General features: G+C 68.5%; 14 protein-coding genes. 6 read left to right on the top strand and 8 right to left on the bottom strand.

The window, feature by feature from the left end:
- Positions 1–141: 141 nt before the first annotated feature.
- Positions 142–930, bottom strand: coding sequence for an acyl-ACP--UDP-N-acetylglucosamine O-acyltransferase (lpxA, locus tag AB4112_RS16505; RefSeq protein WP_441721099.1), 789 nt, complete (start codon positions 928–930; stop codon positions 142–144).
- A gap of 261 nt (positions 931–1,191) precedes the next feature.
- Between lpxA and AB4112_RS16500 the strand changes: the two genes are divergently transcribed.
- Positions 1,192–1,803 carry a LysE family translocator gene (locus tag AB4112_RS16500; RefSeq protein ID WP_309792993.1) on the top strand — a complete coding sequence of 204 codons (612 nt, stop codon included), beginning with the start codon at positions 1,192–1,194 and terminating at the stop codon, positions 1,801–1,803.
- Here the strand turns inward: AB4112_RS16500 and AB4112_RS16495 are convergent.
- From AB4112_RS16495 to AB4112_RS16470, 6 genes are all read right to left on the bottom strand, one after another.
- Complete coding sequence (locus AB4112_RS16495; protein ID WP_441721095.1) at positions 1,800–2,921, bottom strand: DegT/DnrJ/EryC1/StrS family aminotransferase; 1,122 nt, start codon at positions 2,919–2,921, stop codon at positions 1,800–1,802. The two genes, AB4112_RS16500 and AB4112_RS16495, sit on opposite strands and share 4 nt — an antisense overlap.
- A 101-nt stretch (positions 2,922–3,022) precedes the next feature.
- Positions 3,023–3,346 (bottom strand): helix-turn-helix domain-containing protein, encoded by a 324-nt coding sequence (locus AB4112_RS16490; protein WP_441721092.1) that lies wholly within the window; start codon positions 3,344–3,346, stop codon positions 3,023–3,025.
- A gap of 288 nt (positions 3,347–3,634) precedes the next feature.
- Positions 3,635–5,734, bottom strand: a complete 2,100-nt coding sequence (locus AB4112_RS16485) for an ABC transporter ATP-binding protein (RefSeq protein ID WP_309792996.1) — start codon at positions 5,732–5,734, stop codon at positions 3,635–3,637.
- A 4-nt stretch (positions 5,735–5,738) separates the two neighbouring features.
- Positions 5,739–6,629: an ABC transporter permease gene (locus tag AB4112_RS16480; protein WP_309792997.1), complete on the bottom strand. Its 891-nt coding sequence runs from the start codon at positions 6,627–6,629 to the stop codon at positions 5,739–5,741.
- Positions 6,630–6,640: 11 nt separating this feature from the next.
- Entirely contained in the window at positions 6,641–7,573 is a 933-nt protein-coding gene (locus tag AB4112_RS16475) for an ABC transporter permease (RefSeq protein ID WP_309792998.1), read from the bottom strand.
- A gap of 76 nt (positions 7,574–7,649) precedes the next feature.
- On the bottom strand, positions 7,650–9,314 hold the full coding sequence (locus tag AB4112_RS16470) for an ABC transporter substrate-binding protein (protein WP_309792999.1): 1,665 nt from the start codon (positions 9,312–9,314) through the stop codon (positions 7,650–7,652).
- Between the two features lie 335 nt (positions 9,315–9,649).
- Here AB4112_RS16470 and AB4112_RS16465 point away from each other — a divergent pair, with 335 nt between their 5' ends.
- Genes AB4112_RS16465 through AB4112_RS16445 form a run of 5 tightly spaced genes read left to right on the top strand, consistent with a single transcriptional unit; the run spans position 9,650 to position 13,508 of the window.
- Entirely contained in the window at positions 9,650–10,285 is a 636-nt protein-coding gene (locus AB4112_RS16465) for an NUDIX domain-containing protein (protein ID WP_441721088.1), read from the top strand.
- 37 nt (positions 10,286–10,322) lie between these two features.
- Positions 10,323–11,351, top strand: coding sequence for a cysteine synthase A (locus AB4112_RS16460; RefSeq protein WP_441721085.1), 1,029 nt, complete (start codon positions 10,323–10,325; stop codon positions 11,349–11,351).
- Positions 11,348–12,073, top strand: a complete 726-nt coding sequence (locus AB4112_RS16455; protein WP_441721082.1) for an alanyl-tRNA editing protein — start codon at positions 11,348–11,350, stop codon at positions 12,071–12,073. Before AB4112_RS16460 ends, AB4112_RS16455 begins: the two co-directional genes overlap by 4 nt.
- Entirely contained in the window at positions 12,070–12,924 is an 855-nt protein-coding gene (locus AB4112_RS16450; RefSeq protein WP_441721080.1) for a sulfurtransferase, read from the top strand. The genes AB4112_RS16455 and AB4112_RS16450 overlap by 4 nt, the downstream gene beginning before the upstream one ends.
- 2 nt (positions 12,925–12,926) lie before the next feature.
- A complete protein-coding gene (locus AB4112_RS16445; protein ID WP_441721077.1) occupies positions 12,927–13,508 on the top strand; it encodes a GNAT family N-acetyltransferase in 582 nt (193 codons plus the stop codon).
- Between the two features lie 141 nt (positions 13,509–13,649).
- Here the strand turns inward: AB4112_RS16445 and AB4112_RS16440 are convergent, their stop codons facing one another.
- The gene (locus AB4112_RS16440; RefSeq protein WP_441721074.1) at positions 13,650–14,810 is read right to left on the bottom strand and encodes a porin; all 1,161 of its coding nucleotides are present in this window, start codon (positions 14,808–14,810) and stop codon (positions 13,650–13,652) included.
- Positions 14,811–14,927: the final 117 nt, after the last annotated feature.

Genomic DNA, 14,927 nt, shown 5'->3' with positions numbered 1-14,927 from the left:
CCCGACAGCGGAAACGGACAGGCGCGGCCGGCCGAAGCCGATCCATCGCTGCCGCCGATCCTGCCGCCGGAGACGAAGCCCACAAACTCAAAATTTGTTACGAATCATTGCGTTGCCCGGCGGCATTGCGCCACCGGCGGTTCAGGCCGCCGCGAGCCCGCGCTTGCTGTCCGACAGGAAGGTCAGCAGCTGGTCGACGCCGCGCCGTTCGCCATAGGAGTGGCTGACCGCCGCCATGCGCTCGGCCTTGCTGCCGCCGTGGCGGAACAGCATGCGGAACACCTTGCGCAGCATCAGCACATCGGCCTCGATGAAGCCGTTGCGGCGCAGCCCGACCTCGTTCAGCGACACCAGCCGGGCCCGGTCGCCCTGGGCCAGGCAGAAGGGCGGCACGTCCTGGGAGACCATGGCGCCGGCCGCCACGAAGGCGTAGGCGCCGATGCGGGTGAACTGGTGGACCGCGACCAGGCCGCTGAGGAAGGCGTGGTCGCCGACCTCGCCATAGCCGGCGATCATGGCGCCGTTGACGAAGCGGGTGTGGTTGCCGATGCGGCAGTCATGGGCGACATGGGCGTTGGCCATGAACAGATTGCCGTCGCCGATCGAGGTCACGCCGAGCGGCCGCGCCGCGCCGGAATGGATGGTGACATGTTCGCGGAAGACGTTGCCGTCGCCGATCCGCAGCCGGCTGTTGCCGCCGCTGAACTTCAGGTCCTGCGGCTGGGCGCCGACCGAGGCGAACTGGAAGATGTGGTTGCGGTCGCCGATCTCGGTGTCGCCTTCGACCACGGCATGCGGGCCGATGATGTTGTCGCGCCCGAGCCGAACCCCTTCGCCGATCACGGCATAAGCCCCGACGCGCGTGCCTTCGCCGATTTCGACACCGGGCGCAATGATGGAGGTGGCATGGAGCAAGCTCGGTGAAGACATGTTTTCCGATGCCCCAAAATATTTGGATAAAGCGGGCCGGATCTGGAGTAGATCGATGGCACTTTTTTATCGCTTATCGATACTGCGCCCAATCATGCCGCAAACAAAAGTTAAAATTTATTTCTGGATTTATTCTGGATCGTCAGAATCGTTCTAATTTGACGAATGTCTAACCTTTTCAATAGGCTGCGAGACGAGACGATTTCGAGCGTGCATAATGGCCGGGCCGATATTGCCAAGCCCTTGCCGAAGGTGCAGCCGATGGATCCGTCGACGCTTCTGATCTATGCCGTCACGCTCGGCGTGGCTTGCGCCGTCCCGGGCCCGACAACGGCGGCGCTGGTGGCGCGCGTGCTGGGCCGCGGCACCCAGGGAGCGCTCGCCTTCTGCGGCGGGCTGCTGTTCGGCGACCTGCTGTGGCTCAGCGCCACCGTGCTGGGCCTGGCCATGCTGGCGGCGACGCTGCAGCCGGTGTTCGTGGTGATCAAATATGCCGGCGCCGCCTATCTGCTGTATCTCGCCTGGCGGCTGTGGACCGCGCCGGCCGCGGCGCCGGTCGAGGCCCAGCCGGTGCGCGGCGAAGGGCTGCGGCTGTTCCTGACCGGGCTGTCGGTCTGCCTGGGCAACCCGAAGACGACGCTGTTCTACCTGGCGCTGCTGCCGACCCTGATCGACCTGCCGCACCTCACCTGGGTCGGCTTCACCGAGGTCGCCGCCACCCTGGTCGCGGTCTACACCACGGTGCTCACGCTCTATGTCGTGCTGGCCCTGCGGGCGCGCCGGATGTTCCGGTCGCCCCAGGCGATGCGGGTGATCAACCGCGGCACCGGCGCCGTGATGGCCGGCGCCGCGGTGGCCGTCGCGACCCGTTAGCCCAGCGCCGCGATCACCGCGTCGCAGACCCGGTCGGCGTCGGCGTCGGACAGGAAGGGGTGCATCGGCAGGCTCAGCACCTCGCGGCACAGCGCCTCGCTGACCGGCAGCGACCCCTCGCCCTCGCCATGGGCCCGGTAGGCCTCGGCCAGATGCATCGGCGTCGGGTAGTAGATCGCGGTCGGGATCCCGGCCTCGCCCAGCCTGGCCCGGACGGCGTCGCGGTTCGCCACGCGGATGGTGTACTGGGCCCAGGCGCAGAACAGCCCGTCCGGCATCACCGGCGTCTGCACCCGGTTGGACAGCCGGGCGGAATAGTGCCGCGCCAGCCGGTCGCGGGCGTCCAGCTCGTCCTGGAAGCTCGGCAGCTTGGCCAGCAGCACCGCCGCCTGGATGGTGTCGAACCGGGCGTTGAGGCCGACCCTAACGGTATCGTAGCGGCTCTTGCCCTCGCCATGGACGCGGATCGACTTCAGCACCTCGGCCAGCCCGTCGTCATCGGTGTAGACCGCGCCGCCGTCGCCGTAGCAGCCCAGCGGCTTGGCCGGGTAGAAGCTGGTGGCGGTGACCGGCGCCAGCGACCCGACGGGGCGGCCACGGAACTGGCCGCCGAGGCTCTGCGCGGCATCGGCGATGACGAACAGGTCGTGCGCGTCGGCGATCGCCTGCAGCTTGGGATAGTCGACCGGCAGGCCGAACAGGTCGACCGCGATCACCGCCTTCGGCGCCAGCTGGCCAGCGGCCTTGGTCGCCGCGATCCGGCGCTGGAGATCCGCGAGGTCGATCAGGAAGGTGTGCGGGTCGACATCGACGAAGACCGGCGACGCGCCGAGCAGCAGGATCGCCTCTGCCGTCGCGGTGAAGGTGAAGCCGGGCACGAAGACCGCATCGCCCCGGCCGATGCCGCGGGCCATCAGCGGCATGATCAGCGCGTCGGTGCCGCTGGCCACCGTCAGGCAGTGGCGAGCGCCGGCGCGGCGCGCCAGCTCGGCCTCCAGCTCCCCCACCTCGGGCCCCAGGATGTACTGTCCGTGGTCGAGCACCGCATGGATGCGGGCGTCGATCAGGGGCTTCAGGCGCGCGTATTGCTGCTTGAGGTCGACGAAGGGAAGAGACACGGGCGAGCCTCGGCTGGAACGGAACTGGGGCTGATGTAGCCCCGCGCCGCCGCCGGCGCCAGCCGGAAGTGCACTCCGGCGGCGCGCCGGGACGACGCGAATCAGTGCTCCGTCGCCTCCGGCCCCAGCGAGCGCAGCAGGTCGACCAGCCGGCGGCGGATGGTCGGATCCTCGATCCGGTAATAGGCGCGCACCAGCTCCAGCGTCTCGCGGCTGGCCACCATCTCGCTGTCATTGGCCGGATGGGTGGCATTGCCGTTGTGCTGGAGGTCGACGATGCCCTCGAAGAAATAGCCGACCGGCACGTTCAGGATGCGGGTCAGCTGATGCAGCCGGCTGGCGCTGACACGGTTGGCGCCGCGTTCGTACTTCTGGATCTGCTGGAACGAGACGCCGAAGGCCGCCGCCAGCTTTTCCTGGCTCATTCCCAGAAGGGTCCGGCGCTGGCGCAGGCGCGCGCCGACATGGATGTCCACCGGATCCGGGCCGTCTTCTGAAATCGTCTTGCGACGGCGCTGTCGATCCATACCCTGGGTGGCCATACTATTCTATCCTCCTGCGGGCCTTGGCCCGACACCAGATACGACCGCGAACGGTCGAATTTGGTGCGGTTCCCCAAAGCCGCAGCGTCGAACCGGGCCCGCCTACATACTATAGTATGCCGCGAGCAACCCGGCCGCAATACCCGCATAAGGCGATCTGCACCGGGACGTTTAACCCGCACGCCCCAGAACGGGTTCCACCGCCGCGAGGTCGGGCAACGGAATATGGCAGCGGATTACATGGCCGTCGCCATTGGCGCGGTCCGGCGGCGGTTCGCTCTCGCAGATGTCGCCTAGCTTGCGCGGGCAGCGGGTGTGGAACGGGCAGCCCAGGGGCGGGTCGAGCGGGCTGGGCATCGCCCCTTCCAGGATGATGCGCTTCTTCTCGATCGTCGGGTCCGCCACCGGCACCGCGGCCAGCAGCGCCTCGGTGTAGGGGTGGTAGGGCGGCTGGAACACGGCGTCGGTGGTGCCCTGCTCCATGATCTGGCCGAGATACATCACCACCACCTGGTCGGCGAGGTAGCGCACCACGCCGAGATCGTGGCTGATGAACAGCAGCGTGGTGCCGGAGCGGCGCTGGATGTCGATCAGGAGGCCGGTCACCGCCGCCTGGACCGAGACGTCGAGGGCCGAGACCGGCTCGTCCGCCACCACCATCGCCGGGTCGCCGGCGAAGGCGCGGGCGATGCCGATGCGCTGCTTCTGGCCGCCAGACAGCTGGCGCGGCTTGCGGTCGGCGAAGGCGCGCGGCAGCTTGACCAGGTCGAGCAGGCGGAAGACCTCGGCATCGACATCGGCGCGCCGCTTCTTCACCCCGAACTTGCGGATCACCCGGCCGATCTGCCGCCCGACTGTCATGCTGGGGTTCAGCGTGTCGTTCGGATTCTGGAACACCATCTGCAGCGACGACAGCAGCGGCGCGCCGCGGCTCTGCACCGGCTGGCGGCCGATGTCGGTGCCGCGGAAGGCGACGGTGCCGGCGGTCGCCGTCTCCAGCCCCATCAGCACCCGGGCGAAGGTCGACTTGCCGCAGCCGCTTTCGCCGACGATGGCGACGGTCTGGCCGCCCTTGGCCTCGAAGCTGAGCGCCTCGTTGGCGCGGATGTAGCGGGTGCGATCGCTGCCGAAGAAGGCGGCGATCGAGTTGTCGTAGATCGGGTAGTGCTTGCCCATGGCGGCGACCTGCAGCACCACTTGGTTGTCAGCCTTGGCCGCGGGCAGGGCCTCGGCCACCGCCGCCACCGGCGGCAGCGCCTCGATCTCCTGCCAGCGCAGGCAGCGCACGCCACGGGTCTCGCCGGCCGGCAGCATCGGCACCGGCGCCGCGTCGCAGCGGCCGGCCTCGAAGAAGTCGCAGCGCGGCGCGAACCAGCAGCCCTTGGGCCGGTTCTGCGGCAGCGGCAGCTGGCCGCGGATCGGCACCAGCGGCCGGCTGGTCTTGTCGCGCCCGGGCGTCGGAATGCAGCCGAACAGCCCCTGGGTGTAGGGGTGGCGCGGGGCGGCGAAGATCTGGGCGATCGTCCCCTCTTCCACCGCCTGGCCGGCATACATGACGCAGACCCGGTCGCAGGTCTCGCGGATCAGCCCGAGATTGTGGCTGATGTACAGCATCGCCGTGCCCAACGTCCGGCCGAGCTCGGCGATCAGGTCGACGATGCCGGCCTCGACCGTGACGTCCAGCGCAGTGGTCGGCTCGTCCAGCAGCAGCAGCGACGGGTTCGACAGCAGCGCCATGGCGATCACCACGCGCTGCTGCTGGCCACCCGAGATCTGGTGCGGATAGGCCTGCATCACCCGCCCGGGGTCGGCCAGCCGCACCCGGGCCAGCATGTCCCGCGCCCGGTCCCGCGCCTGGGCCGGGGTGCAGCCCGGCTCATGGCACAGCGGCACCTCGGCCAGCTGGTCGCCGATGCGCAGCGCCGGGTTCAGCGCCGACATCGGCTCCTGGTAGACCATGGCGATCTCGGCGCCGCGGATCCGGCGCAGATCCTCCTTCGACATCGCCAGCATGTCGCGGCCGCGGAACTTCATCGAGCCGCCGGCGATGCGGCCGTTGCCGCCGAGATAGCGCATGATCGCCATCGCGACGGTCGACTTGCCGCAGCCGCTTTCGCCCACCAGCCCGACGCATTCGCCCGGCTGGATGGTCAGCGAGAAATCCACCACCGCCGGGATCTCGGCGGCGCGGGTGAGATAGGAGATCGAGAGCTTGTCGATCTCCAGGATCGGCGAGCGGGTGTCGCGCGGCGGAATCACCTCGGCAATCATCGGCTCAGTCCTTGAGCGAGATCTCGCGCAGCCCGTCGGCCAGGAGATTGAGGCCGAGGACCAGCGAGGAGATCGCGATGCAGGGGAAGACCGTCATCCACGGCGCGAAGGTGGCCATGGCGCGGGTCTCGTTGACCATGCCGCCCCAGTCCGGGTCCGGCGGCGGCAGGCCGAGGCCGAGGAAGCCGAGCACGCCGATGGTGATGATGGTGTAGCCCAGGCGCAGGCAGGCATCCACGATCAGCGGCCCGCGGGCGTTGGGCAGGATTTCGACGAACATGATGTAGAGCGAGGATTCGCCCCGGGTCTGCGCCGCGGCGACGTAGTCGCGGTTGCGCAGGTCCAGCACCAGGCCGCGGACGATGCGCATGATGCCGGGGGCGCTGGCGCAGGTCACCGCCAGCACGATGTTGATGCCGGACGGGCCGAAGGTGGTGATGATGACGACGTAGAGCACCAGGATCGGGAAGGACAGAATGATGTCGCCGATCCGGCTGAGCACGTCGTCCCACAACCCGCGCTTGTAGCCGGCGAACAGCCCCATGGTGACGCCGAGGGCATAGGCGCAGGCGGTGGCCAGCGGCGCGTAGATCAGCACCCGCTGGGCGCCCCAGATCACCCGGCTGAGGATGTCGCGGCCGAGCTGGTCGGTGCCGAGCCAGAACACTCCGCCGCCCGGCGCGGGCGTGCCCGGCGGCTTGAACGGCACCAGGTTCTGGTTCGGCGGGAACGGCGCGATCACCGGCGCCAGGATCGCGACCAGGATCCAGGCCAGGACGATCAGCACCCCGATCAGCCCGACCCAGCTTTCGCGCAGCAGCAGCGCCGAGCGCAGCGCGCGCACCACCGGGTTGCGGCTGAGCGAGGATGGGGGCGGCAGCGAGACGTCGGCCATTGCGGTCTCCGTCAGGTGAAGCGGATGCGGGGATTGAGGTAGGTGTAGCCGACATCGGCGATGGTCTGGGTCGCCACCGCGACGAAGACCGAGACCATGGCGCAGGCCTGGATCAGATAGATGTCCTGGTTCAGCGAGGCCTCGAGCAGCAGGGCGCCGAAGCCCTTGTAGCCGAAGAAGGCCTCGACCACGATCACGCCCGACAGCAGCCAGTTGATCTGCAGCACGATCACGGTGAAGGGCGCGATCAGGGCGTTGCGCAAGGCGTGGCGCATGATCACCCGCCGGTACGGGATGCCCTTCAGCACCGCGGTGCGGATATAGGGGCTCTGCATCACTTCGGCCATCGAGGCGCGCATCATCCGGGTGATGTAGCCGAAATCGTAGAGCACCAGGACCAGCACCGGCATGACCAGCTGCAGCGGGTCGAAGCCCTGGTTCATCCCGCTGGTGCCCGGCAGCCATTTCAGGACCAGGACGAACAGGAAGGACAGGAAGGTCGCCGAGGCGAATTCGGGGATCGAGGTGGTGATGATCGACAGCACCGAGATCGACCGGTCGGTGGCCGACCCCTCGCGCATGCCAGCGAGCACGCCGAGCACGACCGAGACCGGCACCATCAGCGCGAAGACGAAGGCAGCCAGGATCCCGGTGTTGGCCAGCCGCGGCCACAGCACCGCGGCGACCGGCGTCTTGAAGCGCAGCGAATCGCCGAAATCGCCGCTCGCCATGCGGCCGAGCCAGGCGAAGTAGCGCTCGTACCACGGCGCGAAATAGCCATGCGCCTCGAGCCAAAGATGGCGCTGCTCGTCCGAGCTGTAGGGGCCGAGGACCTTCACCGCCACGGCCGACCCGTTCACCTCCAGCAGGAGGAAGACCAGCAGCGACACCGCCAGCATGGTCAGGATCATGAAGAAGGCGCGCTTGGCGAGGAAGATCAGCATGGCTAGACCGCCTCGCCGGCCTTGCCGGCACGGGGGCGCAAGACGCGCCCCCGTCCGGAAGCTACAGGCTGTGCCGTCACGCCGACAGCCACACCTTGTCGAGATACATCTCGCGGGCGAAGTGGTAGGCGAAGCCCTGCACCTTGTCGGTGCCCGCGGTGTAGATCTTCAGCCAGAACGGGATGATGCTGATGGCATCTTCCTGCAGGATCTGTTCGATCTTCTTCATGATCTCCTTGCGCTTGGGCACGTCGATCGTGGCCTGCGCCTGGTTCAGAAGAGTCTCGAACTCGGGGTTGTCGTAGCCGCTCTCGTTCCAGGCGGCACCCTTGCGGTAGGCGACGTCGAGCACCTGCACGCCGAGCGGGCGGGTGGTCCACTGGGTCACGCTGAACGGCCATTTGGTCCAGCGGTCCCAATAGGTGCCGCCGGGCAGGATGTTCACCTTCAGGTTGATCCCCGCCGGCTTCAGCATCTCGGACAGGACGACGCCGATCTGGCCTTCCCATTTCGGGTCGTCGACGCAGTGGATCTCGATGTCCAGGCCGTTGGGGTAGCCCGCCTCGGCCAGCAGCTTCTTGGCCTTGTCGTAATCCTGCTTCAGCGGCCCGAGATCGGTGTATTCGGGGTGGATCGGGGCGACGTGGAAATCCTGGCCCGCGGTGCCCAGCCCCTGATAGGCCAGCTGCAGCAGCCGGTCGTGGTCGACGCAGGCCTGCACCGCCTGGCGCACCTTCTTGTTGTCGAACGGCTTCTCGGTCACCCGCATGCGGGCGACGCCGACGATCGCGGTGTCCTTGTCGTAGACCTTGATCGCCGGATTGGCCTGGTAGCCGGGCAGCAGGTTGGGATCGAGCTTGTACAGGAGGTCGACCTGGCCGGAGGACAGCGCCGCCAGCTCCGCCGCCGGATCGGCACCGAGATCGATGAACTGAAGCTCGTCGACATAGGGCTCGCCGCCCCAGTAGTCGGCCTTCTTGGTGAAGATCGCGCGCTGGCCGACGGAATATTCCTTCAGGGTGAACGGGCCGGTGCCGATCGGGTTCTTGATCAGGTTGGCGCCGTCCTTGGCGAAGTTGCGATGGGTAATCAGCGCGGGATAGTCGCCCAGGCTCTCGGGGAAGGAGAGCATGGCGTTGGTGAAGTTGAAGCGCACGGTGTGGTCGTCGATCTTTTCCAGCGCGTTCGGCGCCATCTTCACCGTCTCGCCGTCCTTGACCGTCAGGCCGCTGAAGCGGCCCTGGTTGGACGAACCGGTCTTGCTGTCCAGCCAGCGGGTAAAGGTGGCGATCACGTCGTCGGCGCCGAAATCGTCGCCGTTGCTCCACTTCACGCCCTGGCGCAGATGCATGGTCCAGACCGTGACGGTGTCGTTCGCCTCCCACTTCTCGGCGAGATGGGGGTGGGCGAGGTTGTCGGTGCCGACCCGCACCAGCGGCTCGATGATCTGCCGCGCCGAATTGCCCTTCTCCGACCAGTCGTAGATGGCGGGGTCGCTGGCATCCATCACGAAGATGCCCAGGCGCAGCGTGCCGCCCTTGCGCGGCGTCTCCTGCGCCAGCGCCTGCGGCATCAGCGGTTCGCCGGTCAGCAGCGAGGCCATGGAATAGGCGGTCGGAATCGCGAGACCGAGCAGCACCGAGGTGCGTAGGAATTCGCGCCGGTCGACCCGCCCGTCGCGGAGGTCCTCCGCCAGCTTCGGAATCGCCACGTGGACTTTTCCGAGATCTTTGATGTTCATCTGTCTCTCCCTGTCGAGACGCTGGAACCCACCCTGTCGGGCGGCGGCTTTCTTTAGCTTTTGAAGCCTCGGCCCGAAGCCGAGGACATTAGACGGCCGGGCGGCGATCCCGTTGTTTCCCCTGGCGACAGTGAAGCGCCCGTCCGCGACATTGGGCCGCCCCAACCCGACCCCGGAGTATCGCGGCCGTTTTCCCGCCCCGTCAAACCCTATCCCGGCAGCATCCCCGGACTCGCGGCACGCGATGTCCAGGGCCTGCGGCGTGCCGCGCCGTGGCGCCGCGAGGCGGGCGCCGCTATGGTCCGGCGGTTGCCGTCGCGCAGGAGAGAACCAGAGTGGCTTTCGACAACGATCGGGATGTCGAGCTGATCGAGCGCCGGACCGAATATGCCGGATTCTTCCGGCTGGACCGGCTGCAGCTGCGCCATCGCCGCTTCAACGGCGACTGGACCGCCCCGCTGACGCGCGAACTGGTGCTGCGCCGCCCCGCCGTCGCCCTGCTGCCTTATGATCCGGTCGCGGACCGGGTGGTGCTGCTGGAGCAGTTCCGGCTGGGCGCCTGGATCGCCGACCGGCCGGGCTGGATGGTCGAGATCCCGGCCGGGCTGATCGATACTGGCGAGTCGAAGGAGGATTCGGCCGCCCGCGAGACCCTGGAGGAGACCGGCCTCGCCGTGGCCGAGCTGCTGCCGGTCGGCGAGTTCGCCACCAGCCCGGGCGGCTTCAACGAATGGGTCAGCCTGTTCTGCGGCCGGGTCGACGCGCCCGCCGAGACCAGCCTGCACGGGCTGGCGTCGGAGCAGGAGGACATCCGCATCCTGCCGATGCCGGCGTCGGACGCCCTGGCGCTGCTGGCCGAGGGCCGCATCCAGAACGCCATCACCCTGATCGCCCTGCAATGGTTCGCCCTGAACCGCGACTCGCTGCGCCGCCGCTGGGCTTCGCTTGAAGCCTCCGGCAGCGCCGCCTAAGGTCCGCAAGGACGCCGCGACCCGAATGGGACCCAGCATGACCGACACGCCATCCCGCCATATCGTCGACGGCCTCGTCGGCGCCATCGGCAACACCCCGCTGATCCGCCTCCGCGGCCTGTCGGAGGAGACCGGCTGCGAGATCCTGGGCAAGGCCGAGTTCCTCAACCCCGGCGGCTCGGTCAAGGACCGCGCGGCCCTGGCGATCATCCGCGACGCCGAGGCGCGCGGCACGCTGAGGCCCGGCGGCACCATCGTCGAGGGCACGGCGGGCAACACCGGCATCGGCCTGGCCCTGGTGGGCCGGGCGCTGGGCTATCGCAGCGTCATCGTCCTGCCGCGGACCCAGAGCCAGGAGAAGAAGGACGCGATCCGCCTGGCCGGGGCCAAGCTGGTCGAGGTCGATGCGGTGCCCTACAAGGACCCCGGCAACTACGTCCACTACTCCGGCCGCCTCGCTGCCGAGCTGGCCAAGACCGAGCCGAACGGCGCCATCTGGGCCAACCAGTTCGACAACACCGCCAACCGCGACGGCCACTATCGCACCACCGGGCCGGAGATCTGGGACCAGACCGGCGGACGGATCGACGGCTTCACCTGCGCCGTCGGCACCGGCGGCACCCTGGCCGGCATCGCCATGGCGCTGAAGGAGCGCGACCCCAAGGTGCAGATCGCGCTGACCGACCCGCTCGGCGCCTCGCTGTACAATTGGTATGCCCATGGCGAGTTGAAGGCCGAGGGCAGTTCGATCACCGAAGGCATCGGCCAGGGCCGGGTGACCAGGAACCTCGAGGGCATGCCGCTGGACTGGGCACAGCAGGCGACCGATGAGGAGGCGCTGACCATCCTGTTCCGCCTGGCCAAGGAGGAAGGTCTGCTGCTCGGCGGATCCACCGGCATCAACCTGGCCGGCGCGGTCAAGATGGCGCAGCGGCTGGGCCCCGGCCACACCATCGTCACCATCCTGGCCGACCACGGAAGCCGCTACCAATCCAAGCTCTACAACCTGGAATTCCTGCGCGAGAAGGGATTGCCGCTGCCCGACTGGCTGGAGACCGCCGCATGACCGAGCTGCTGTTCCGCGACGACGCCTATCTGCGCACCGCGACTGCCACGGTGGTCGCCGCGACGCCGGAGAGCATCGTCCTGGACCGGACCATCTTCTATGCCACCGGCGGCGGCCAGCCCGGCGACACCGGCACCATCCGCTGGGCCGGCGGCGAGGCCGCGATCGCCGACACCCGCAAGGGCGAGGCGCCGGACGAGATCCGCCACATCGTGGCGGAGGGCGCCGCCCTGCCCGCCCCCGGCACCGCGGTCGAGCTGGCGTTGGATTGGGAGCGGCGGCACCGCCACATGCGGATGCACACCGCCCTGCACCTGCTGTGCATCGCCGTCATCGGCGACGTCACCGGCGGCCAGATCGGCGCCGATCGCAGCCGGCTGGACTTCAACCTGCCGGACGGGCCGCCGGACGCCGCGGCCGTCACCGCCGAGCTGAACCGCCTGGTCGCGGCGGCCCTGCCGATCGGGACGTCCTGGATCACCGACGAGGAGATGGCGGCGCGGCCGGACCTGGTGCGCACCATGTCGGTGAAGCCGCCGACCGGCTCCGGCCGGGTCCGGCTGGTGCGGATCGGCGATCCCGAGGCGCCGATCGACCTGCAGCCCTGCGGCGGCACCCATGTCCGCAACACCGCTGAGATCGGCGCCCTCGCGATCGCCAAGATCGAGAACAAGGGCAAGCAGAACCGCCGGATCGTCATCACCTTCGCAGGCGAAGCATGAACACCATCGTCTCCACCGCCTGGCTGGCCGACCACCTGGATGATCCCGACATCCGGATCGTCGACGCCACCTACCACCTGCCGACGGCGAAGCGCGACGCGGCGGCGGAGTTCGCCGAGGCCCATATCCCCGGCGCCGTCCGGTTCGACGTCGACGACATCGCGGCGCCGGAGAGCAAGCTGCCCGGCGGGCTGCCGCACATGCTGCCCTCCCCGGCCCTGTTCGCGGAGAAGGTCGGCGCTCTCGGCATCGGCAATGACAGCTTCGTGGTCTGCTACGACGTCTACGGGCTGATGAGCGCGGCCCGTGCCTGGTGGATGCTGCGCGCCTTCGGCCATGACGGGGTGGCGGTGCTGGATGGCGGCCTGCCGGCCTGGCGGGCCGAGGGCCGGCCGCTGGCCAGCGGCCCGGCGACGCCCACCGCAGCCCGATTCGTTGCCCATCCCCGGCCGCGACTGGTGCGCGCCAAAAGCGAGATCCTGGCCGGCAGGGCGGGCACGGTGATCGACGCGCGCGCGGGCGACCGGTTCGAGGGCACGGCGCCGGAGCCGCGGGCAGGGCTGCGCGGCGGGCATATTCCCGGCAGCCTCAGCCTGCCTTTCGGCGACCTGCTGGATCCCGCCACCAAGACCCTGCTGCCGCCCGAGGCGATCGCCGCGCGCTTCGCCGCCGCCGGATTGCCGGAGGACGGGCCGGTCACGACCAGCTGCGGCAGCGGCGTCACCGCCTGCGTCCTGGCCCTCGGCCTGCACCGGATCGGCCGCGAGGACGCCGCCGTGTATGATGGCGCCTGGTCGGAATGGGGCCTGCCGGGGGACACGCCGGTCGAGACCGGCCCGGCCCGGAGGTGAGCATGAGCGATCCGGCGGTCGGCGAGCTGACGATCACCGTCACCCAGCTGGAGATGACGGCCCGGCCGGTGCGCCCGCCCCCGCCGCCGCCCCTGGCGCGGCATGCGCTGATGCGGGCCGAGCCCGCGACCGTGTCCTACTACCGCTACCTCTACGACACGGTCGGCACCAACTGGCTGTGGACCGACCGGCGGCTGTGGGACGATGCCCGGCTRCAGGCCCGGCTGGTCGACGACCGGACCGAGGTCTATGTGCTGTATGTCGACGGCGTGCCGGCCGGGTTCGGCGAGCTGTTCCAGACCGAGGCGGACCTGGCCGACCTCGCCTATTTCGGGCTGCTGCCCGACTTCATCGGCCGCCGGCTGGGGCCGTTCCTGCTGCGGTCGATCATCGACATCGCCTGGTCGCGGCCGATCCGGCGGATGACGGTCGATACCTGCACCCTCGACCATCCCAAGGCGCTGGCCCACTACCAGCGCGCCGGCTTCGCGCCCTATGGGCAGCGGGTGGTGCGCCGGCCCGACCCCCGGCTGACCGGCCTGCTGCCGATCACCGCCGCGCCGCATATCCCGCTCGCAACCTGAGGGTTGAGCCAGCCTTTTGCTGTCATTGCCGGCCTGACCCGGCAATCCAGAAGAGGCTGTCGACAGCCTCTGGATGCCCGGGTCAAGCCCGGGCATGACAGTTGTAAATGGAATGTCAGGCTCTCAAACTACCCCGTTGCCTCAGAAGCCGAGGATGAGACCCGTGATCAGGTTGGCGTTCTCGAAATCCCCGCCCTCGCGGAAGTTCTGCTTCTCGTAGATCACTTCGGCATAGGTGTTGAGGCCGGGGGCCACGGTGTAGGTCACGTTCGCGCCGACGATGTGGTTGTCCTGCAGGTCCTGGCCGTTGCCGTCACCATCGGCCGCGTTCAGGCCGCTGTGCTTGCCCGCCCAGGTGTAGGCGTAGGACAGCGATGCCAGGAACGGGCCGGACTGGTAGCTGAGATCGCCGATGATCGTGTCGACCGACTTGTCGGCAAGAGCGATGCTCTCATTGTGGGTCCAGTTCACGCTGGCCCAGAAGCCCTGGTACCCAACCTTGCCGCCGATCGTGTAGACCTCGAGATTGTGGCCATGCGGATTGGCGCCGGCCGCCGAGGTCTGGACGCCGTTGCCGTAGGCCGCGGTGGCGGCGCCCCGCACCGACAGATCGCCGAACGTGTCCTCGTAGTTCACGCCGGCGGTGACGACATTCTCGTAGAAGGTCTGGTCGTCGTTGATCAGGTCGTTGACGCCGCCGGCGCCGGCATGGCCCGCGCCGCCGACCACGGGCGTGAAGTCGATGCCGAAGCTGAAGCCGTTGAAGGTCGGCGACAGATACTTGATGCGGGTGTCCTCGTTGGTCAGCCCGGCCAGGTAGGTCGCATCGATCGAGTAGAAATTCCCGCCGCCGAGCGGGAAATCACCGTCGAGCAGCTCGCCGAAATCCAGCGCGCCCGCGCCCATATCGCTGACGAGATCATCATGGGCATAGACGTAGCCGATGTCGTCGGCGATCGTCGGCGCATTGCCGAAGGTGATCGTGCCGAAGGTGCCCTTCACATAGACATAGGTGCGCGTGACCCGGACGCCGTCGTCCCGGTTGACGGAGTTGAAGCGCACCCGGGCGCCGTATTCGAGGCCGGAATCGGTGACGTTCTTGACGTCGAAGATCAGCCGCGCATTGGTCTGGAAGTCGTAGTCGCGATCGAAACTGTCACTGCGGGAATCCGACAGCGACAATGTGGACTGGAAAGCAACGAAGCCGCTGATCTTGACCTGCAGGCCGGCGGCGGCAACAGGGGCCGAAGCCAATGCCACCACCGCCAGCGCCACGGCGCCGCTGATCACTACCCTCATCATGGTCCCTCCTCTGCCTTGCGTCCCCCATCTCCATCTCTCAGGGGGCCGTTCCCGGTCCGCCATCCGAGGTTGTCGTCGGGGGGCCGAGGCCCGGCTATGCAAGCCTGACAAAGAATC

The sequence above is a fragment of the Inquilinus sp. 2KB_23 genome (genome assembly GCF_052115705.1).
GTDB classification, from domain to species: domain Bacteria; phylum Pseudomonadota; class Alphaproteobacteria; order DSM-16000; family Inquilinaceae; genus Inquilinus; species Inquilinus ginsengisoli_A.
The sequence above is the reverse complement of the archived record's forward strand: the minus strand, read 5'-3'. Positions and strand labels throughout refer to the sequence as shown.